General features: G+C 62.5%; 14 protein-coding genes, 1 tRNA gene and 7 pseudogenes. 11 read left to right on the forward strand and 11 right to left on the reverse strand.

The window, feature by feature from the left end; translation table 11 throughout:
• Window positions 1-43: 43 nt before the first annotated feature.
• The 6 genes and pseudogenes from D3872_RS27610 to D3872_RS25050 form a co-directional block, all read right to left on the reverse strand.
• A pseudogene (locus D3872_RS27610) lies at window positions 44-346 on the reverse strand (winged helix-turn-helix domain-containing protein); the annotation flags it as partial.
• A 241-nt stretch (window positions 347-587) separates the two neighbouring features.
• Window positions 588-2,747: pseudogene (locus D3872_RS25025) on the reverse strand (xanthine dehydrogenase family protein molybdopterin-binding subunit).
• Window position 2,748: 1 nt separating this feature from the next.
• Window positions 2,749-3,228: a (2Fe-2S)-binding protein gene (locus tag D3872_RS25030; protein WP_119813304.1), complete on the reverse strand. Its 480-nt coding sequence runs from the start codon at window positions 3,226-3,228 to the stop codon at window positions 2,749-2,751.
• Window positions 3,229-3,249: 21 nt separating this feature from the next.
• Window positions 3,250-3,774, reverse strand: coding sequence for a hypothetical protein (locus D3872_RS25035; protein ID WP_119813316.1), 525 nt, complete (start codon window positions 3,772-3,774; stop codon window positions 3,250-3,252).
• Window positions 3,775-4,006: 232 nt separating this feature from the next.
• Window positions 4,007-4,315, reverse strand: a complete 309-nt coding sequence (locus D3872_RS25045) for a c-type cytochrome (RefSeq protein ID WP_119813305.1) — start codon at window positions 4,313-4,315, stop codon at window positions 4,007-4,009.
• A gap of 35 nt (window positions 4,316-4,350) precedes the next feature.
• Window positions 4,351-5,304, reverse strand: coding sequence for an alpha/beta hydrolase (locus D3872_RS25050; RefSeq protein WP_119813306.1), 954 nt, complete (start codon window positions 5,302-5,304; stop codon window positions 4,351-4,353).
• 248 nt (window positions 5,305-5,552) lie between these two features.
• On the opposite strand from D3872_RS25050, the gene D3872_RS25055 reads away from it, so the two are divergent.
• A complete protein-coding gene (locus tag D3872_RS25055) occupies window positions 5,553-6,140 on the forward strand; it encodes a TetR/AcrR family transcriptional regulator (protein WP_119813307.1) in 588 nt (195 codons plus the stop codon).
• 220 nt (window positions 6,141-6,360) lie between these two features.
• Window positions 6,361-7,546: pseudogene (locus tag D3872_RS25060) on the forward strand (thiolase family protein).
• Window positions 7,547-7,612: 66 nt separating this feature from the next.
• Here D3872_RS25060 and D3872_RS25065 read toward each other — a convergent pair.
• Window positions 7,613-9,337, reverse strand: a complete 1,725-nt coding sequence (locus tag D3872_RS25065; protein WP_370660993.1) for an FAD-dependent oxidoreductase — start codon at window positions 9,335-9,337, stop codon at window positions 7,613-7,615.
• A gap of 353 nt (window positions 9,338-9,690) precedes the next feature.
• Here D3872_RS25065 and D3872_RS25070 point away from each other — a divergent pair, with 353 nt between their 5' ends.
• Both D3872_RS25070 and D3872_RS25075 read left to right on the forward strand, forming a co-directional pair.
• Window positions 9,691-10,656 (forward strand): alpha/beta fold hydrolase, encoded by a 966-nt coding sequence (locus D3872_RS25070; protein ID WP_119813308.1) that lies wholly within the window; start codon window positions 9,691-9,693, stop codon window positions 10,654-10,656.
• A gap of 53 nt (window positions 10,657-10,709) precedes the next feature.
• The gene (locus D3872_RS25075; protein ID WP_119813309.1) at window positions 10,710-11,342 is read left to right on the forward strand and encodes a cysteine hydrolase family protein; all 633 of its coding nucleotides are present in this window, start codon (window positions 10,710-10,712) and stop codon (window positions 11,340-11,342) included.
• Between the two features lie 183 nt (window positions 11,343-11,525).
• On the opposite strand, the gene D3872_RS25080 is transcribed toward D3872_RS25075, so the two are convergent.
• Together D3872_RS25080 and D3872_RS26890 are read right to left on the reverse strand one after the other, a co-directional pair.
• A tRNA-Cys gene (locus tag D3872_RS25080) sits at window positions 11,526-11,604 on the reverse strand.
• A gap of 535 nt (window positions 11,605-12,139) precedes the next feature.
• Window positions 12,140-12,346 (reverse strand): annotated as a pseudogene (locus tag D3872_RS26890) (PAS domain-containing protein); the annotation flags it as partial.
• 375 nt (window positions 12,347-12,721) lie between these two features.
• Here D3872_RS26890 and D3872_RS25095 point away from each other — a divergent pair.
• The 3 genes and pseudogenes from D3872_RS25095 to D3872_RS25105 all read left to right on the forward strand — a co-directional run.
• Window positions 12,722-13,571, forward strand: a pseudogene (locus D3872_RS25095) (proline racemase family protein); the annotation flags it as partial.
• A gap of 36 nt (window positions 13,572-13,607) precedes the next feature.
• Window positions 13,608-15,185 carry an aldehyde dehydrogenase (NADP(+)) gene (locus tag D3872_RS25100; protein ID WP_119813318.1) on the forward strand — a complete coding sequence of 526 codons (1,578 nt, stop codon included), beginning with the start codon at window positions 13,608-13,610 and terminating at the stop codon, window positions 15,183-15,185.
• A 75-nt stretch (window positions 15,186-15,260) separates the two neighbouring features.
• Window positions 15,261-16,949, forward strand: a complete 1,689-nt coding sequence (locus D3872_RS25105; protein WP_119813311.1) for a M14 family zinc carboxypeptidase — start codon at window positions 15,261-15,263, stop codon at window positions 16,947-16,949.
• 122 nt (window positions 16,950-17,071) lie between these two features.
• Here D3872_RS25105 and D3872_RS25110 read toward each other — a convergent pair.
• Window positions 17,072-17,730: pseudogene (locus tag D3872_RS25110) on the reverse strand (DUF885 domain-containing protein); the annotation flags it as partial.
• Window positions 17,715-18,050 carry a hypothetical protein gene (locus D3872_RS26895; RefSeq protein ID WP_229459523.1) on the reverse strand — a complete coding sequence of 112 codons (336 nt, stop codon included), beginning with the start codon at window positions 18,048-18,050 and terminating at the stop codon, window positions 17,715-17,717. The pseudogene D3872_RS25110 and the gene D3872_RS26895, both read right to left, overlap by 16 nt.
• A 293-nt stretch (window positions 18,051-18,343) precedes the next feature.
• On the opposite strand from D3872_RS26895, the pseudogene D3872_RS26900 reads away from it, so the two are divergent.
• From D3872_RS26900 to D3872_RS25125, 4 genes and pseudogenes are all read left to right on the forward strand, one after another.
• Window positions 18,344-18,628 (forward strand): annotated as a pseudogene (locus D3872_RS26900) (proline racemase family protein); the annotation flags it as partial.
• A complete protein-coding gene (locus D3872_RS26905) occupies window positions 18,610-18,981 on the forward strand; it encodes a bacterioferritin-associated ferredoxin (RefSeq protein ID WP_229459525.1) in 372 nt (123 codons plus the stop codon). The pseudogene D3872_RS26900 and the gene D3872_RS26905, both read left to right, overlap by 19 nt.
• Before the next feature lie 41 nt (window positions 18,982-19,022).
• Entirely contained in the window at window positions 19,023-19,934 is a 912-nt protein-coding gene (locus tag D3872_RS25120; protein WP_119813313.1) for a dihydrodipicolinate synthase family protein, read from the forward strand.
• Between the two features lie 46 nt (window positions 19,935-19,980).
• Window positions 19,981-21,304 (forward strand): DUF885 domain-containing protein (locus D3872_RS25125; RefSeq protein WP_119813314.1); only part of this gene is annotated, 1,324 nt, incomplete at its 3' end.

Below are 21,304 nucleotides of genomic sequence, written 5' to 3' on the forward strand. Positions count from 1 at the left end.
TCCGGCCGCGAGGGTGAGCCACCCGGCCGACAAAACAGTACCCCCTACCGACGACATTCTGGATGTAATCGGCGCCAGTGGTGTCAACACGCAATGCCTTGCGCAGCGCAGACATACATACCCGCAAATTTGACTCGTCGACTGAGGCGTTTGGCCACACGCGCGCGAGTAGGTCCTTTACTGGGACAACCTCGCCTGCCCGCTCCAGCAGGCAAAGGAGCGCGTCGAAAGATCGGTCGTTTAGCGCAACCCTGTTGCCGTGCGCAGCGAGGCTGCGGTGCACCGGCGTAAGGCAAAAAGGCCCGAACAGGTAGGAGTCGGCGGAACTGGAATTAGGGTCGCTCATGGCAACCTAAATATTACCCCAAGCCGAACGACGACGCGCGAAGGCCTACTCGAGCAGCTGGACGTCAGTGAGGATCGTGTTGGCGAATGTCGGCCGTTCAATGCATGCTGCGCATACAGCAGTTCGACTCCACGCTTTGATTGGGCGCGCAGACAGCGTTTAGTGTTTTCATCGATTTCTCTTTTGTTGTGCATCGATAAGGGGCTTCACTGAAGTCCGTACCGCAATCTATAACACGCGCCTATACGGAAAGTTGGTTGCCGACTGGCAGGCGCCGCAAACGTTTTCCGGTCGCAGCGAAAATCGCGTTGGTCAGGGCTGGCGCCAGCGCGGACGTGCCGGGTTCTCCCATGCCGCCGGGCGGCTCTGCGCTCTTGACGATGTGAACCTCGATGCGCGGAATTTCGTTCATGCGGATCACGCGATAGTCGTGAAAGTTCGACTGCTCGACACGGCCTTCCTTGAGCGTGATTTCGCCGTATAACGCGCCCGACAAGCCGAAGATGATGCCGCTGACCGCCTGAGCGCGGACCGTATCCGGATTGACCACGATTCCACAGTCGATCGCACACACCACGCGCGTGACGCGTACCTCACCGCCGGTACCGACGCTCACTTCGGCCACTTGCGCCATGTGCGTACCGAAAACCGACTGCAGAGACACGCCGCGCCCACTGCCTTTCGGCATGGCGCTGCCCCAGTCCGAAGCCCGGGCCGCCAGAGCCAGCACTGCAGCGGCGCGCGGAGATTTCTCCAGCAACGCGGTCCGATAGGCAACCGGGTCGCGGCCGGCGGCGGCAGACAGCTCGTCGATGAAGCTTTCCACCACGAACACGTTGTGGGTCGGGCCCACCCCGCGCCAGAAAGCGGTCGGGATGCCCGGTGGCTCATGCCTGACGTATTCGACCAGTTTGTTCGGCATGGCATATGGCAGGTTCGCCGCGCCGTCAATCGCGTCGCCATCGACCCCATCCTTGAACGCCGGTGGAGCCCAGCGCGCCAGGATCGAAGATCCGGTGACGCGGTGATGCCAGGCGGACGGAGACCCTTGCGCGTCAACGCCGGCGCCGATGCGGTGGTAGAAATAGGGCCGGTACATATCGTGTTGAATGTCCTCCTCCCGGCTCCAGACGACACTCACCGGACCGCTGACCTGGCGTGCCACCTGCACCGCACGCACGATGCCGTCCACCTCGAGGCGGCGGCCGAACCCGCCACCGAGCAGATGGTTATGCAAGGTCACGCGTTCGATCGCCACGCCGGCCGTATGCGCCGCGGCAGCGCGCGCGCGCGTTGCGACTTGGGTGCCGGTCCAGATCTCGCAGTGTCCGTCTTGGAGGTGCACGGTGCAGTTCATCGGCTCCATCGTTGCGTGGGCCAGGAAGGGAACTTCATAGACGGCCTCGTACCGCTTGGCCGCTGCGGCAAGCTCGCGCGTCGTATCGCCCACAGATGAAGCTGTCGCGCCAGGCATTGCCGAAGCGGCGACCATGCTGCGCACGATATCGGCGGAATTGACGGCGGCATTGGCCCCATTATTCCATTCCAGGCGAAGCAGCGCCAGGCCCTTGCGGGCGGCGCCAAGGTGATCGGCCACCACCGCCACGGCATCGTCCAGCTGAACTATCTGGCGCACCCCTGCGACTCCGAGAGCCTTGCTCCCGTCAACTTTGGCCAGTCGGCCGCCGAACACCGGGCATATGGCGAGTGCCGCAAATCTCAGGTGTGCCGGACGCGCATCGATTCCGAATTGCGCGCGCCCGTGACTTTTTCGACGTTATCGGACGGGGACCGAAGTTCCAATCAGGGTAAATTGATACGGGGTCTTAGCTTGACGCTGGCCGGGCGCCGGGACCGGCAGGCGCCCAGCGGCATCGGCAAGCGCACCATACCGGGCTTTCCTGCCGCTTGGTGCATGATATACGATGCCCGCCTTAGCCATACAGCTCGCTGGCACCACCCCCCACCCGCGCGCCGCTGCCTCGATCAGCATCATGCGCGCCGCCGCGCCGGCGCGTCGCATCGGCTCCCAGGCGGCCCGGATCGAGGTCGACCCGCCGGTGACCTGCTGTCCGAACACCGCATTGGCGTAAAGCGTGTCGTCCGGCGGCGCATGTTCAAGGCGCACCGAAGCGAGCGGCACCTCCAGTTCCTCCGCAATAAGCATCGGTATCGCCGTGTAGACCCCTTGCCCCATTTCGACAAACGGCATAATCAGCGTCACTGTCCCGTTCGGCGCAATACGAATGAAGGCGTCCGGTTTAAACACCTTCCCCGCTGGAGCGTCTTGTGCCGACACCGAAAAGTGAAACCCCAGCAGCAATCCGCCCCCGGCGGCCAGGCTCCCCCGCAGAAACCGGCGGCGCGATTGCACGGGCCGGTGGCGATCGACGATTTTCATGTCATGCTCCCTTCCTGATCGGACCGATGGCTTCGGCCGCCGCCTTGATGCCAGTCCGAATGCGATCGTAGGTGCCGCAGCGGCAGATATTGCCCGCCATTGCCGCATCGATGTCAGCGTCGGTCGGCCTTGCATTTGCCGCCAGCAGCGCTGTCGCCGACATCAACTGACCTGGCTGGCAGTAACCGCACTGGACTACATCGAGCTTCAGCCACGCCGCTTGGGCGGCGCGTCCGATGCGGCTGTTGCCGATCGCCTCGATCGTGGTCACATTTGCATTCTTGAGAGACTCAACTGGCGTGATACATGCAAGCTGCGCCACGCCGTTGATATGCACGGTGCACGCTCCGCACAGCCCCATGCCACAGCCGAATTTGGTTCCAGTCATTCCGAGCACATCCCGCAATACCCACAACAGTGCCGTATCGCCGTCCACGTCAACCTCGTGCGCGGCGCCATTGATGCTGATTGTATAGTTCATGGTGGAAGCTCCGGCAAACCATCAGGCGTGATTTTTGGTTCCGAATGGCGCCTGCCTTGCATTCCGGCGCGCGCGCAATTTGCGCACCTGCATCGTGGCGCCCGCCAGGAAAATTACGAACATTACCCCGGTAATTCCAACCAGTACTGGCGAGTCCGGACTATCCAAGAGCGGAGCGCCGGATGGTAGGCGCGTCAAGGTCTCGGTGACGGCTGGGATCATGTGGAAGAAAAAGGTCAGCGAAAGCGCGACCGTTTCAACGGACAGCGCCGCGCGGCCAAACAGGCCACTCCAGCGCGCCAGTGCGGCCACCGCCAGCGTAGCTAGCGTTATGATGCCGAGGGCATGGGGTTTGCCAAAACCGCCGTGAGCAAATATGAAAAATCCCGTAAGGCAGCTCAGAATCGTCATCCAGACGTAGGTCTGGCCGGCGCGGTTGGAGAAATCGATGCGGCCATCGCGCACGAAGGCAAGGACACCGGCTGCAACGGCAACCAGGCTGATGGCGGTGTGGAAAATTCCGAAAGGTGAAAGTGGGGGGGACATGGCGAACTCCTTCATAAAAGATACGATAAAGGTAAGTGGATAACCGCAAGTGCTATGGCGAAGCGTAGGAAGGCTGGTTTATGGGGCGTTCACGCAGCCGCGTTCAACAGCGCGGAAAAGATCGACAGAGGCATCCAAGATGCCTGGTCTTCAGTATCAGGTGGCTGACGTCGGCGGCATATAGGGACAGTGGGGCATCCAGTTCAGCGAGATAGGAGGCGTAGCCATTGCATCATTTCTGCGAAAGAATCCAATTTGCCAACAGATGCGCTTCCGCGTCACTCAGCTGAGGACTGGGCGGCATGGGTACGCTGCCCCAGGCCCCAACGCCTCCCTTGAGAATTTTTTGCGCGATCTTGTTCTCAGCGTCCTGCCCAGCATATTTGTTCGCGATATCCTTGAACACCGGTCCGACGAGCTTGGTGGTCATCGAGTGGCACCCCATGCAGTTTTTCGCCTTGGCCAGTTCGGCACTGGCCGACGCCGCGCTGGCAAGGGTGGCACCGCCCACGATTGCGCCAATGATCAATATCGTTTTCATATCGGCTCCTAAAAGTCCGTTGACGCCCGGCCGAGTTACCGGTGCGCGTTCAGCCATGCGATCACATCGGCCGCAACCAATTGGTGTTCCGGCTCGTGGAGCAGGTCGTGGTAAAGCCCCTCATAGGGTTTGAGCGTCTTGTCGGTGCTGCCGACACTCGCCATGAGCGCTTGGCTGCCGGCGATAGGATTCACTTTGTCGGTAGTGCCATACATGATAAGGATCGGCACCCTGATCGCCGCCGACTTCTGTTGCACATCTTGCATGCCGTCCACCGATGCCACCGCTGTAATTGCCGGTAACTTGTCGCGGCTGATTAGCGGGTCCGCCGCGAGCGCGCTCATCACTACCGGATCTCGAGAAAATTCATGGTCGTCCACGGCGACAGCGCGGAAACCAGGTGCAAGCGACGCCACCAGGCGGGCGAAAAAGACACTGACCGCGCCGACGCTTTGAGGACGCATCAACGCCGCGCCGCTTAGAACGACGCCGCGCAGGTGTTCCGAATGTGCGATGGTGTATTCCGCCGTGATCAAACCACCGAGACTATGCCCGTACAGGAACAACGGCAGGGACGGATACTGCTGGCGCGCACTGGACACGACCAGGTCGGCGTCGGCGACCATTTGCTGCATCGAATCGAAGCGCTGGCGTTCGCCGCCGGAATGGGCATGGCCACGCAGGTCCTGGGCAAACACAGCATAGCCCTGAGCTGAAAGCAGGCGCGCAAACCCATCGTAGCGAAGCGCATGGTCCCGGATGCCGTGCGTAATCACCAACACGCCACGGATCGGCTCCCGATCCGGGCGCCACATGAAAGTTCGAAGGCACACGCCATCGCTGGCGCGCATCACAACGCTTTGAAATGTCGGCGTCGTATCAGCGGCCATGCTGTTGAGGCAGTCCTTGCCGGCCGATGCCCCAGCAACGAAAGACAGCAAGATCAAGGCGAGTGCCAGTTTGGAGAGGGTTTGGGACAGCTTGTGCATGCGGCACCTCAGATCGGTTGATGTCAGTTGTTTTCAGCGTGTAGCGCGCTGTACCCGGCGAAAACCTACATTTCATTTTAGGGTGAGCCCCTGTCCGCAGTAAGTTAATCCTTGTAAATCGAAATAAATGGCTGCGCTGCATCCGTCATGCATGCACCACGGTGGCGCCAATCAAAATCCCGCCGCCATCTTGCATTGATGATGGTTATCATCTATTATTGGGGCATAAGTCCAACAAAGGAAGCACCATGCCTCGGGTATCAAAAGAGCAGGCCAGCAAAAACCATGATGTGATTGAAGGCGCATCGGCGCGCCTGTTCCGCGAACAGGGCTTCAAGGCGGTGACTGTCAATGAGCTCATGTCGGCGGCAGGACTCACCCATGGTGGCTTTTATAGGCATTTCGAGTCGAAAGATGCGCTCGCCAAGGTCGCGTGCCAAAAGGCGTTCGATCAGTCCAGGGCGCGGATCGGGGCACGGATCGGACAAGCGCCGGATCGTCCCGCGGCCCTGCGTTCGCTGGTGGACGGCTACCTGTCGATCGAAAGGCGTGACAACCTAGGCGATGGCTGCGCCGCGACTGCATTTGCTTCGGATATTTCGCGCGAGCCGGCCGAATCGCCTCTGCGCGCCGCATATATCGACGGTGTGAAGGGATTGTTGGACCAGATTGGTGCGCTGTCGATGGCTGACCATTCCAACGAACGCCGCGACGCGGCGATCGTTCAACTGTCGGCGATGGTCGGCGCGCTGCTGCTGGCGCGCGCCACCAACGGTGACGAGCTGTCCGAACAATTCCTCAGCGTCGTGCGAGAGCACATTGTGCGCGCGACCTAGTCCTGCCTTCTTCGTCGCTTCAAGTGGCGCATGGCGTTGGTGCCTGTCCTCGCCAGTTGCGCTGTTGTCGCAGCGGCCGCGTATCTGCTGATGCAGGGCCGTCCGTTTGAACAAGGAGTATCTTTAAATCCCTTGTGCCGAAAAACTTGTCCGCACAGGGCCGAACCGGGCCGCGCTTGCTTCACGGCCTTTGCCGTAAATTTTTATGATTGGAAATATAATGGAAGACGACATTGTCATCTGCTCCCCGGTCCGGACTGCAATTGGCACGTTCGGCGGAACCTTGAAAGACACACCAAGCAGCGATTTGGGCGCGCACGCTATTGCAGCGACGTTGCGCCGATCCGGCTTGGCCCCGGACAGAATTGATTCGGTTATTTTCGGAAACGTAGTGCAGGCCGGTGCCGGCATGAATGCCGCGCGCCAGGCTGCAATCAATGGAGGTCTGCCGGTCTCAACGCCTGCGATGACGGTAAACCGCGTTTGCGGCTCCGGCGCGCAGGCGGTGCTGACGGCCTATGCCGAGATTCGCGCCGGGGTTTCGCGTTGTGTGATCGCTGGTGGAATGGAAAACATGGAACGCGCGCCTTTACCTGCTGCCATCGATGCGCGCCGGAAGCCGGATGGGCGACGCTACGTGCATCGACGCCTTACTGCGCGATGGCTTGAACGATGCGTTCTCCGGCAAACATTCCGGCTGGCATACAGAGGATCTAGCCACTCAATACAAGGTGAGCCGCGCAGAGCAGGATGCATTTGCTGCTCGCAGCCAGCAACGCTTTGCTGCCGCGCAACAGGCAGGCCATTTCACCAACGAGATCGAGCCTCTCACCTTGCAGTCCAAGAAGGGCAACATTATCTTTTCTTCGGATGAATCCGTTCGACCCGACACTACGGTGGACTCGCTATCGCGCTTGAAGCCAGCGTTTCGGCCGGACGGCAGCATCACTGCGGGCAATGCCACAGGCGTCAATGCGGGCGCGGCAGCAATGATCGTGTGCAGCCGCGCGACTGCGGCCGAATTTGGCTTACAGCCTATGCTCACCATCAAGAGTGTTGCGGTCTCCGGCGTCGAACCAGGAATGTTCGGACTCGGTCCGATCCCAGCGATACGCGCTGCTCTGCAACGAGCGGACTGGCAAGTCAATGAAGTTGATCGGTTTGAGGTCAACGAAGCGTTTGCGGCAATTGCCCTGATCGTCCAGCAGGAACTCAAGATCGATGACGTGCGCTTCAACGTCGACGGCGGCGCGATCGCGCATGGCCACCCGATCGGCGCGAGCGGCGCAATTCTGATCACCAAGCTTGCCCACGCCATGCAGCGGCGCGGCGAAACCAAGGGAGTAGTGTCGCTGTGCATCGGCGGCGGACAAGGCATCGCGCTCTGCCTACAAAGCACCACTTGATGTCGCTGCCTGCCCGCACCGTCTCGCCCTGCGGGGCGATGCGGGCGCGCCTCTTGTGGCGCCTGGTCAGCGCTGCGGCGTCAGCGTCGCCAAGTACGTATGAACCTGGGCGACAACAGCAGCACCCTCGCCCACCGCGGCTGCCACCCGCTTGGTTGAGCCCGCCCGCACATCTCCAATCGCAAAAATGCCCGGCACGCTCGTTTCTAGAGACGAGCGCGCAATTGGCCCCGCATGGCCTTGCACGTCGGGACCGGTGAGCACAAAGCCATCATTGTCCACCGCCACGCCGCAGTCGCGCAGCCACTCGGTATTTGAGTCGGCCCCCACAAACAGAAAAACCCAACGCATCGCACGCTGTTCTTCCATGCCCGTGGCCCGATTTCTCCACTGCACGCCGGAAAGCCCGCTCGCATCGCCTTCGAGCGCGATGATCTCGGTGTGAGTGTGCAAGAGAATATTCGTGGTTGCGGCGATTCGTTCTACGAGGTAACTCGACATGCTGGCGGCCAGCGTCGCGCCACGGATAACGATGTGGACGCGCGACGCGTGGCCGGACAGGAAAACCGCCGCCTGTCCGGCCGAGTTGCCACCACCGACGACGACGACCTCCGCGCCCCGGCATAGTTTCGCCTCGAGCGGCGAGGCCCAGTAATATACCCCGCGCCCCTCGTACAGGCTCAACTGGTCCCAGGCCGGCCGCCGATAGCGTGCGCCGCATGCCAAGACGACGGTGCGCGCACGCAAAGCGGTGTCATCACTCAGCGTCAGCCGGAACGGCGATTGCTCGCACCACAGGCGTGCCGCCGTCGCGGGAATGGCGATCTCAGCACCGAATTTCTGCGCCTGCATATACGAGCGGCCCGCCAGCGCGCGGCCGGATATCCCGGTGGGGAAACCAAGATAATTTTCGATCCTGGCGCTGGCCCCGGCTTGGCCACCGTACGCATACTGCTCGACGACAAGCACCGACAGACCTTCGGATGCTGCATATACCGCGGTCGCCAAGCCGGCCGGACCGGCGCCGACGACCAGTAGGTCAAACAGCGTATTAGTGCTCAGATCCGGCAACATGCCCAAGCAGCGTCCGAGTTCGAGCAGCGACGGATTTTTCCGGATCGAGCCATCGGGGCAGACCACCAGGGGCCACTCCTCAGGCCGAGGTTGGTAACGGGCGACCAGGGCGACGGCCTGCGCATCGGTTTCCGGGTCGCGCAGAGAGTGCGGATGGCCGTTACGCGACAAGAAACTTTGCAGTCGAAACATGGCGGCGTTGCCTGGCGCCCCAACCAGGATCGGCCCGCCGGCGCTGCCATCGATCAGGCCAACGCGGCGCAGGATCAGCGCGCGCATGATGCGCTCGCCTAAATCGGCCTCGGTCACGACCAGCGCCCGCAGCGCTTCGGGATCGATGACAAGGAGATCGACGTCGCCAACCGCGTGCCCATTCACCAACGCGGGCCGGCCAGACAGTTGGGCCACTTCGGCACTAAACTCCCCGGGGCCGATTTCCGTGATCGGCGCACTGTTGCCGAGTCCGTCGCAACGACTGAGGGCGACGCGCCCCGACACCACTGTGAGCATGCCGAGTGAGCTCTGCCCGGCCTGGAATATCAGTTCGCCATCGGCCCACTGGCGGCGCGTGCCGAAGCGAACCAGGCGCTGGATATCATCATTACCCAACACGGGAAACATCTGATGCCGTCGGCTTTCGATATCGACGGTCGTTGGCGCCGGATCGTCGGCCCTATCGCTCGGCGGAAACAGGTCTGCCATGTCAGATTTCAACATCATGACTCTCCTTTTGCGACGGGACCGCCGCTCACTTTGTACGCCGAAACCCCGCCAAGATCTAGACGGACTCGGCGAAGAAGCCGACCGCCAGATAGGCGACCGACGTAACGGACTGGACTGGAAAATCCCAAACCGATCCCTTGCACGGTACCACGTGCCACCGCTGACATCGGCGTAACAAATTCACCTTGGCTCACACCATGTCGCATACCGGCGCGCGCTACGGCGTCGGTACTAGCGCGCGTTGGGGCTCGCTTTTATATCAATTAACAAAGAATTACTCGTGTTATATCGGGGCCGCATTTAGTATGGATTCAGGCATCCACCTTTTACCTGAATGGGAGCTACATATGGTACAGAAAGTGAACATGTCGCGCCGCTCGGCGATGCTAAGCGGTGCAGGCGTTGCGGCTGCCGTCAGTCTTCCATTGGCGGGTAGCACGGCATCGGCAGCGCAGGTCACTTCCAGCAAGCAAACTGCGAGGATAACCGTGAACACGATAACAACCAAAGACGGCGTACAAATTTACTACAAGGATTGGGGACGCGGCCAACCCGTAGTGTTGAGCCATGGATGGCCCCTGACCGCGGACAGCTGGGAATCCTTGGCGTTTGAATTTGCTAGTAACGGTTTCCGCGTCATCACCCACGATCGTCGTGGTCACGGTCGCTCGAGCCAGCCCTGGGACGGCAATGATATGGACCATTACGCTGACGATCTGGCGCAGTTGATTGATACACTGGACCTGAAGAACATAATCTTGGCGGGCTTCTCTACCGGCGGCGGCGAAGTGGCACGCTATGTGGGTCGCCATGGCACCAAGCGCATTGCCAAGCTGGGCCTGATCTCGGCTGTTCCGCCGCTGATGCTGAAGACCGACACCAACCCGGGCGGTTTGCCGATCGAGGTTTTCGACGGTATCCGCGCCGGATCCCGTGCCAATCGCGCGCAACTCTACCTGGATATCGCGTCCGGCCCGTTCTACAACTTCAACCGCCCAGGCGCCAAGCCATCGCAAGGAATCATCCAGTCATGGTGGATGCAGGGCATGATGGGCGGCCACAAGAACACCTACGAATCGATCAAGGCGTTCTCGGAAACCGACTTTCGCGAAGACTTGAAAAAATTCGACAAACCGACCCTGATCATCCACGGCGAGGACGACCAGATCGTGCCAATCGACGCCGCCGGCCGCGCCTCGGCCAAGATCGTCAAGCACGCCAAGCTGATCACCTATCCCGGCGCGCCGCACGGCCTGACCGATACCCACAAAGAAAAATTCAACGCCGATTTCTTGGCGTTCGCCAAATCCTGATCCGCCGCAATCAGAGCGAAGCAGGCGCCACCAACCTAAATATCGAGGCCGACATGACCACCAAATCGTATCCAAAAGGCCGCACCGCCTTACTGTTCGTCGATCCCTACAATGACTTTCTTGCCGATGGCGGCAAATTGTGGCCGCGCGTCGCCAATACAGCCAACGCCGCCCATCTCCATCAAAATCTGCGCGAGGCTGTGGTGAGCGCGCGTACTGCCGGCGCGCAGATTTTTATCGTCCCGCATCACAGGTTCGCGCCGGGAGATCTGGCCGGATTCGCTCATCCGTCACCCTATCTGGCTGGCAGTGCAAAGGTCCTGATGTTCGAAAAAGGAGGCTGGGGTGGCGAATGGTTTCCCGAGTTCGCGCCGCAGCCGGGCGACATCATCGTCAAGGAACATTGGCAAAGCAGCGGCTTCGCAAACACCGACCTGGACTTCCTGCTTAAGCAGCGGCAGATAACCCATGTCATTTTGATTGGCTTGGTCGCGAATACCTGCATCGAATCGACGGGACGCTTCGCTTCCGAGCTGGGTTATCACGTCACGCTGGTGCGCGACGCGACCGCCGCATTCACTGACGAAGGCCTGCATGCGGCGCACGAGATCAATGGTCCGACGTATGCGAACGAAATACTGACTACGGCCGAACTAGTTTCCGCGTTGTCCGCTGTGGAAGCCTAGTTGTGAAGCTACACGAAGTCTTGCAGCTTGATTTGAGCCGGGTCACAGGCGCCTGCTCGGCGATGCCATGGTGTTCGCCGGTGCCAGTCGTAGTTGTGACGCCGTTCGGCAGCATGGCGGTGCGTTCGTTGGAATGATCGAGGCAAAGCCGTTTTGACTATAAGAGCTAAGTATTTGAATCACTGGAGGCGAGGACGGGAATCGAACCCGTCTAAACGGCTTTGCAGGCCGTTGGAGCACCACCTCTTTGCCCCACCTCAACCGACGCAACAGCGGATAGGACGACATAGAAATCACGGGAATGAAGCATGACATTATCGCTATAATGTCGAGTTAACCCGCCATCCAAATGCAGCCGCGCTCCTCAAAAATGCCAACTCAGATCCCTGGTGATGAGCAATTCTTGGCAATCGCCGCTCTCGAATGCATGATCCTTGCACCCAGTTGTCCCTGTCGCGTGAGCGCAAGCGCAGGGCGGCGCCGCAGGTGCCCCGTTACCCCGACTCCGGCATCTCGCCGAAGATTAAGGCGACCATCGATGCCCTTCCCCGCCTGACCTCGAGGGAGCGCGAGCATTATTTCTGTCTGCGCTGGCTGATCTCGCTCTTCTGCATCCGCGGGATGCGTATCTCGGAAATAAATCACCTGTACGCGCATGGGCGGCTTCTTTTCCCGGCGCGACAAAGTTGACGAGAGCGCTGGTGGCTCGCGGGAACTTGGCCGGGATTGTCAGGAATTTTGTGTGGCGGAAGTCGCTTGCAAATTTCAGGACCTCGTCAAATGGCCACGGTTTTTGATTACTTTTCCAGACCTGCATATTCGGGGTCGCGCAGCGCGATCTTGCGCGTCAGGCACCAGCGCGGGTCGCGGTTCGGGTAGAGATGCAGCTCAAGCTGATCGCCAATTTCCGCACCACCCGCCAATACCGCCCTGTCCTGTGCCAGATAAGTCTGGCCGAATGGATGCGCGAACACCTCGACCGGCGTGCGTCCAATCCAGCGCCGCCTTGTCCCTGACGCCGCAGCGCTTGACCAGCGTCTGGTTCACCACCACATAGAGCGGCCGTGCGCATCCTTCACGAAAAACACGACGTCGGGCACGGCGTCGAACAAGGGTTCGGCGAAAAGGCGTTGCCAATGCGATCGCTGAGCGCGTCGCGCGCGCTGCCGCCGTCTGTCTCCGATGCCGGGCTGACTGCAATATTCATATGGCCTCAATTGTGCTGGTCTGGTTGATCCCGGCACTTATTTTCCCACATGCGCGACATCCGGGTACAACATCGGCGCGAGTGCCGCCGCGCCCGCGACTATGCCTATTTCGTCATCAAAGACGCGCTGCCCGAGCAAGACGGCGGCGCGCCATCCGGTTAAGCTTTGGGCATGCAATCAATCACCATCATCGATTCCCATACCGGCGGCAAGCCGACCCGCCTCGTCACCGACGGCGGCCCGGCGCTTGGAAACGGCCCCTTGTCCGAGCGCCTCGAGATCTTGCGCCGCCAGCATGACCGTTTTCGCACCGCCATCGCGTGCGAGCCGCGCGGATCGGAGGCGATGGTCGGCGCGCTATTGTGCCCGCCGCACGCGCCCGACTGTGCTGCTGGCGTCATCTTCTTCAACAATGTCGGCTATCTGGGCATGTGCGGCCATGGCACCATCGGCCTGATTGCCTCGCTCGCTTATCTCGGCCGTATCGGCGCCGGCCGGCACCGGATCGACACCCCGGTCGGGGTGGTCGAGGCCGAGCTTCATCCTGACGGCAGCGTGACGGTCGATAACGTCGTCGCGTATCGAACCCTGCACAACGTGACTGTCGAGGTGGCGGGATACGGCCCGGTGACGGGTGATGTCGCTTGGGGCGGCAACTGGTTCTTTCTGACGGCAGGTCACGGCCTCGAGCTGCGCGCCACCAATATCGAGGCGCTGACGAGCTTCTCGGTACGCCTGCGCAACGCCCTCGAACAAGCCGGGATCACCGGCACGGGCGGCGCGGCGATCGACCATATTGAACTGTTCGCGCCATCCCGCACGGCCGCTGCCGACAGCCAGAATTTCGTGCTGTGCCAGGGCATACGACCGTTCGCCCTGCGGCACCGGCACCAGCGCCAAGCTGGCTTGCCTGGCGGCCGACGGCAAGCTGGCCGAGCATGCGCTGTGGCGCCAGGAAAGCATTATCGGCAGTGTGTTCGAGGCATCCTACCGTTACAACGGCGATCAGTTGATTCCGAGCCGTCACCACATCTGCACAAGGAGATTTATTTTGACCATCACTATTAACGGCGACCTGCTGATTGGCGCTACCGTGCAACACGGCACGGCGTCAGAATTCCGCGCCATCGACCCGTCTACCGGTCGGGAATTGTTGCCAGCGTTCGGCGCTGCCAACTTGAATGACGTCAGCCGCGCATGCGCACTCGCGCAGCAGGCCTTCGACACCTACCGCGACACCTCGCTGGAGCAGCGCGCAGAATTCCTCGAACAGATCGCCCAAAATATCCTCGACCTCGGCCCCGTGCTGATCGAGCGCGCGATGCAGGAATCCGGCCTGCCGCAAGCCCGTCTCGAAGGCGAGCGCGGCCGCGCAGTCGGCCAGCTGCGCCTGTTCGCCAAGGTAGTGCGCGACGGCCGCTGGCTCGGCACCGCGCTCGATTCCGCCCTGCCCGAGCGCACCCCGCCACGCCCTGACCTGCGCCTGCGCAAGATCGGTCTGGGGCCGGTCGTCGTGTTCGGCGCCAGCAATTTCCCGCTCGCGTTCTCGGTGGCGGGCGGCGATACCGCCTCCGCGCTTGCGGGAGGCTGCCCGGTTGTCGTCAAGGCGCACGGCGCCCACCCCGGCACCTCAGAACTGGTCGGCCGCGCAGTCCAGGCCGCAGTGGCCAGCAGCGGCCTGCCGGAAGGCGTATTTTCGATGCTGCATGGCGACGGACGCACCGTCGGCCAGGCCCTGGTCACGCATCCGGCGATCAAGGCGGTCGGCTTCACCGGCTCGCGCCAGGGCGGCATGGCGCTGGTGCGCGCCGCGGCCCAGCGCGCCGAACCGATCCCTGTGTATGCGGAAATGAGCAGCATCAACCCGATGTTCATGCTGCCAGACGCGCTGGCCCAAGGCGCAGGCAAGATCGGCAGCGGGTTCGTCGACTCGCTGACGCTCGGCTCCGGCCAGTTCTGCACCAATCCAGGCCTAGTGATTGCCGTTGAAGGGAACGCGCTCAACAAGTTTCGCGACGCCGCCGCGACCGCACTGCAGGGCAAGACCGGCACCACCATGCTGACGCCCGGCATCCACGCGGCCTTCAACGACGGCGTCGAAAAGCTCGGCAAGGCGGCCGGCGTGACACTGCTGGCGCGCGGCCAGAACGGCACCAGCGCCAGCGCAGGCCAGGCGGCGCTGTTCATGACCGACGCCGCCAACTTCCTCGCCAATCCGGCACTCGAAGACGAGATTTTCGGCGCCGCATCGCTGATCGTCAGCTGCAGCGACATCGGCCAGTTCAGCCAGATCGCCGAACACCTCGACGGCCAACTGACCGCCACCATGTTTCTGACCGAGAACGACCGCGACGCCGCGCTGGCCCTGCTGCCCGTGCTCGAACGCAAGGCTGGCCGCATCCTTATCAATGGCTTCCCGACCGGGGTGGAAGTGTCGCATGCGATGGTGCATGGCGGGCCGTTCCCGGCCACTTCCGACAGCCGCAGCACGTCGGTCGGCGCCGGCGCGATCGACCGTTTCCTGCGTCCGGTCAGTTATCAGGACCTGCCGGCCTACCTGCTGCCGGCAGCCCTGCAGGACGACAACCCGCTGGGCCTGTGGCGCGTGCGCGACGGCGAACTGGCGCAAGCCTGACGCCTCGCCGTCCGGGCCGGCGCGCTTAACCAGTGTATCGTAGAGTCATTCGTACAACCTCATTCCATATCCAACATGCTGAACGAACTCCGCACGCCCTATGAACTGGGCAACCAGAACCAGACCACGACCCTGGCCGAATGCAGCGCCTGGTACCAGGACCTCGCACGCCGCTTTCCCGCGATCCTGAGCTTCGAGGTGATCGGCACCTCGGATGCGGGCGTCCCGATTTACGCCGGCGTGGTGAGCGCCGACGGCGTGTTCGACCGCGCGCAGGTCAAGCGCGAAGGGCGCCCCGTCTTTTTCAACAACAACGGCATCCATCCGGGCGAACCGGAAGGCGTCGATGCCTGCATGGCGCTGGTGCGCGACTTCTGCCTCGAGCCGACGCGCCTGGCGGCGCTCGGCAAGACCGTGTTCCTGTTCGTCCCACTGTACAACGTCGACGGCAGCCTGAATCGCGCCAACACTTCGCGCGTGAACCAGGACGGTCCGGAGCAGTTCGGCTTTCGCGGCAACAGCCGCCACCTCGACCTGAATCGCGACTTCGTCAAATGCGACACGCTGACCGCGCAGGCATTCAACCGCCTGTTCACCGAGTGGGACCCGGACGTGATGGTCGACACCCATACTTCGAACGGCGCCGACTACACGTACACGATGACGCTGATTCACACCCAGGCCGACAAGCTTGGCGGCGGGCTGGGCGACTTCCTGCGCGATACCATGTTGCCGCATATGTTCGGCGAGATGGAGCGGCGCGGCTGGCCGACCTGCCCGTACGTCAATCCGGTGAAGGACAGCCCGGATCACGGCATCGCCGACTTCCTCGAAACGCCGCGCTTCTCGACCGGCTACGCGGCGCTGCACCACACTATCGGCTTCATGCCCGAGACGCACATGCTCAAACCGTTCGCCGACCGCTACGCATCGATGCGCGCGCTGGTCGAAACGGCGCTCGACTTCACCGTCGCGCACGCCGCGCAGATCCAGGCGCTGCGGCGCGAGGCGCGCGAGCAGGGCAAGCGCGCGCGCGAGTGGCCGGTGCACTGGGCGATGGACGAGAGCCGGCCGTCGACCTTCCGCTTCAAGGGTTATGCGGCACGCTACAGCCCAAGCCTGCTGGGCGACTACACGCGCCTGTCGTACGATCGCAGCGCACCGTGGGAACGCGATATCGCCTACTACAACCGGTTCCCGGCCGATGTGGTGGTGAACGCGCCGCGCGCGTACGTGGTGCCGCAAGAGTGGCGCGAGGCGATCGAACGGCTCGAATGGAATGGCGTGAAGATGGAGCGGATCGAGGCTGATCGGATGCAGGAGGTGCAGTACTACCACGTCGCATCGGTGTGCTCGCGCGCGAACGCGTACGAAGGCCACATGTTCCACGACGAAGTGAAGCTGGAGAAGCGCAGCGCGCAGGTGAAGCTGCGCGCCGGCGATTACTGGATTCCGCTGGACCAGGACAACGCGCGCTACGCGATCGAAACGCTGGAGCCGGAAGGGCACGACAGCTTCTTCCGCTGGGGTTTCTTCAACAGCGTGCTGGAGAAAAAGGAAGCATATTCGGATTACGTGTTCGAAGACCACGCGATGGAGCTGCTGCGCGACGAGCCTGAGCTGAAGGTCAAGTTCGATGCGTGGAAGGCGGCCAATCCGGCGCTGCTGAAAGACCAGGACGCGGTGCTCGACTTCATCTTCGCCAACTGCAAACGGTATGCGGAACCGGAGTGGCGCCGCTATCCGGTATTCTCGGTGTTTTGATTGTCCGCGTGGGCACGGCAAGCCGTGCCCACTCTACCTGTCCGTAGGGTGGGCGCGTGCCCACGCCGATACGCCGTTGGAGGGCTCGTCGGCATACATGCCGACCCCACGCGGATTGATGATTACTTCGACGCGGCGATCCAACGATCGAGTTTCGCTTCGAGCAGCGACAGCGGCAGCGTGCCTTCCCCCAGCACGATCTCGTGGAACTTCGGCAGGCTCAATTTCGGCCCCAGCGCCGCGCTCGCACGTGCCCGCAGCTCGGCGATCCTCAGCGCACCGATCTTGTACCCGAGCGCCTGCGCCGGCCGCGCCATGCAGCGTTAAGTCTGGTTCTTCGCCAGCTGCTCGGTATAGCCGAGCGTATCGCGCATGTACTGGATCGACTGCTCGCGCGTCCAGCCCTGAGCGTGCATGCCGGTGTCGACCACCAGCCGCACCGCGCGCAGCATCTCGTTGGTTCAGGTGCCCGAAATAGTCGTCCGGTTTCTCGTACAGCCCCATCTCCTAGCCCAGCGTTCCCGCGTGCATTGCCCAGCCCTTCGGTGAAGGCGTTGTTGCCGCCGAATTTGCGGAAGTTCGGCAGGTTCAGTTCCTGCATCAGCGCGATGTGGAAGTGGTGGCCAGGCTGACCCTCATGCAGGAACAGGGTGGTCATTTCGGTGGTGCTGTATTCCTTCGGATCGTTCACCACCGCCCAGTACACGCCGGGGCGCGAGCCGTTGGTGGCCGGCGACGTGTAGTGGTCGGACGCCGTCGCGCGGCTCAGTTCACCGGCCAGGCCCGATTCCCGGATACAGCGGCCGTGCGCAGCCGGTGGCGCAACTGCGCGGGGCCGTGCAGCGGCTGGCGGCGCTGGTCGACCGCGACACCATCCTGTGCGGCGCGCTGGATGCCGGCACGCTGGCCTGCACCACGCCCGGCGCGGAGGGGCATGCGGGCGGCCCGCTGGCCGAACTGCTGGCGCTGCAGCCACGTCTCGCCCGGCCGCTGCTGCCGCCGATGGACAGCATAATGCACCTCGAAGCGGACGCGCTCGTGCGCTTGCTGCTCACCCATCCGAACGCCATGCTGATCGACGTGCGCGAGAGTTACGAACATGCTGCCGGCGGCGCGCCGGAATGGAGCGGGCGCGCGGCGCACAGCGTGCCCCTGTCGCGGCTGGTCCAGCACCTTCCGGACTGGCTGCGCGCCGAACAGCGCCCGCTGATTGCCTTTCTTCGTGGCCTCAATTGTGCCGGTCTGGTTGATCCCGGCACTTATTTTCCCACATGCGCGACATCCGGGTACAACATCGGCGCGAGTGCCGCCGCGCCCGCGACTATGCCTATTTCGTCATCAAAGACGCGCTGCCCGAGCAAGACGGCGGCGCGCCATCCGGTTAAGCTTTGGGCATGCAATCAATCACCATCATCGATTCCGATTCCCATACCGGCGGCAAGCCGACCCGCCTCGTCACCGACGGCGGCCCGGCGCTTGGTAACGGCCCCTTGTCTGAGCGCCTCGAGATCTTGCGCCGCCAGCATGACCGTTTTCGCACCGCCATCGCGTGCGAGCCGCGCGGATCGGAGGCGATGGTCGGCGCGCTATTGTGCCCGCCGCACGCGCCCGACTGTGCTGCTGGCGTCATCTTCTTCAACAATGTCGGCTATCTGGGCATGTGCGGGCATGGCGCCATCGCATCGCCGGCCTCGCCGCGGTCGGCCAGCACAGCCTGGCGCAGCGGCATTTCGCCGAACGCGCCCGCTGGCAAAAATTTGCGGGCCGGCTCGCGCGGGCGTTTGCATTGCGTTCCGAATTGCGCGGCTTGGCCGATGCCGACACCAGCGTCTGCCGCTGCGAAGACGTCTGCCACGGCGAGCTGCGGCAGCACAGCAACTGGCGCAGCGCCAAGCTGCACACACGCTGCGGGATGGGGCCGTGCCAGGGCCGCATCTGCGGCGGCGCCACCGATTTCCTCTACGACTGGCGCCCCGATTCCGTGCGCGTGCCGCTGTCGCCGGCGCGCATCGACAGCATCATTACTTCATAAAGCATCCGAGTTCTGTCCGTTTCACCTTCAAGGAGAACAGCATGACCGCAGCAAAATGGGCAGGGGTATTCCCTGCAGTAACGACCAAGTTTAAACCGAACGAGGACCTCGATCACGCCGAGATGGAACGGCATTTCGAGTTCCAGATCGAAAACGGCGTGCACGGCTTACTCACCTGCGGTTCGCTGGGCGAAGCGAGCACCCTGTCGTTCGACGAAAAGCTGGCCGTGACACGCACCGCGCTCGACGTCGCCAACGGGCGGGTGCCGGTGCTCGTCAACGTCAGCGAGACGCGCACTGCGAACGCCTGCCGTTTCGCCGAGCAGGCGCGCGCGATGGGCGTGCAAGGCTTCATGGTCATGCCGTCGGTACTGTATGCGGCCGATGCGCGCGAGGCCAAGGACAATCTGCGCACGATTGCACAAGCAGCCCAGTTGCCAATCATGGTCTACAATAATCCGGTCTCGTATAAAGTCGATCTGACGCCGGACGATTTCAAAGACCTGGCCGACTGCGAATGGATCGTCGCAATCAAGGAGTCGACCGAGAACATCCGCCGCATCACTGACTTGCGCAACGCGGTGGGCTATCGCTACCAGCTGTTTATGGGCGTTGATGACCTCTCGTTCGAAGGCCTGGCAGTGGGCGCCGACGGCTTGCTGGCCGGCCTGGTCGTCGCATTCCCCAAAGAAACCGTCACCCTGTATAAGCTGATGCAGGCCAAGCGCTGGGATGAAGCGCTCAAGCTGTATCAATGGTTCATGCCGCTGATGCACCTCGATGTCTCCAACAAGCTCGTACAAAACCTGAAGCTGGTCGAATTCCTGGTCGGCGTCGGCAACGAGAACGTACGCCGCCCGCGCCAGCCGCTGCAAGGCGCCGAACGCGAACGCGTCGCGCTCATCGTGCAACAGGCGTTGGCAACGCGTCCCGACGTCAGCCGACTGCTTTAGGAAAGCGCGGAGCAAGACACTACCTCCCCATCGCAAGGAAAAATCAATGGAAAAGCTGAGTGCTGCGCTGCTTGGCGCATACCTGCTGTTGGCCGCTAGTGCGCCGTCGCATGCGGCCACCGCGGACGAGCGTTTTAAAGAGATCTACACGCAGGAATGGAAATGGCGCCTGACGCAGCGCCTGGAAGACGGCGAGGATGATGACAACCCGATCCGCGCCGAACTGCCCAAGATCGACCCGGTCACGCAACTTGCGCGGCTGCAGTACTGGAGCGGCGTGCTGCAACGGCTGGCCGGCATCGCGCCGGCGCGCCTGTCGGCAGAGGAGCGCATCAACTACGCCGTGTACCGGGCGCAGATCCAGGCGCTGGCCAGCAGCCAGCAATTCCGCGAATACGAAAAGCCGCTCAACGCCGACAGCTCGTTCTGGTCGAGCACGGCCAGCGTCGCGCGCAAGCCGCTTGGCAGCGCCGCCGATTACCGCAAATTCATCGCGCAACTGAACGACGTGCCGCGCTACTTCCGCGAGCAGGTCGCCAATATGCGCAGCGGCCTGCAGCGCGGCTTCACGCCGCCGAAGGTCACGCTGACGGGGCGCGACATCTCGCTGAGCTCGGTGACCGAAGCGGCCAGCCCGCAGGACACCGTGTTCTACCTGCCGTTCAAGTCGATGCCGTCGACCATTTCCGCCGACGAGCAGCGCGCATTGCGCGAGGCCGGCCTGCAGGCGATCCGCGAAGCGGTGATACCGGCGCACGCCGAGCTGCTCAAGTTCATGCGCAACGAATACGTGCCGCGCGCCAGCGAAGCGCTGGCCGCCGAGAGCCTGCCGGACGGGAAAGCGTACTACCAGTCGAAGATCGTCGAATTCACCACCACCAACATGGACGCGGACCGCATCCACCAGATCGGCCTGTCCGAAATGGCCAAGATCCGCGCCGAGATGCAAGTGGCGATCCGCCAGACCGGCTTTAGCGGCGACTTCCCGGCCTTCCTGCAATTCCTGCGCAGCGACCCGCGCTTCTACGCCAAGACGGCGGAAGAACTGCTGATGCGCGCCGCCTTCATCGCCAAGAAGTTCGACGCAAAGGCCGGCCAGTACTTCGGCTATTTGCCGCGGCGCCGCTTTGCCATCACGCCGGTGCCGGACGACATAGCGCCGTATTACACCTCGGGCCGGGGCTGGCCGGGCGTCTATTTGGTGAACACCTACAACCTGCCGTCGCGCGCGCTGTATAGCCTGCCGGCGCTGACACTGCACGAGTCGGCGCCGGGCCACGCATTCCAGATGCCGGTCGCGCTGGAGCAGAAGGGCCGCCCGGCCTTCCGCCGCGCCTATATCTCCGCGTATGGCGAAGGCTGGGCGCTGT

Source organism: Massilia cavernae (assembly GCF_003590855.1).
Classification (GTDB): Bacteria; Pseudomonadota; Gammaproteobacteria; order Burkholderiales; family Burkholderiaceae_D; genus Telluria_A; species Telluria_A cavernae.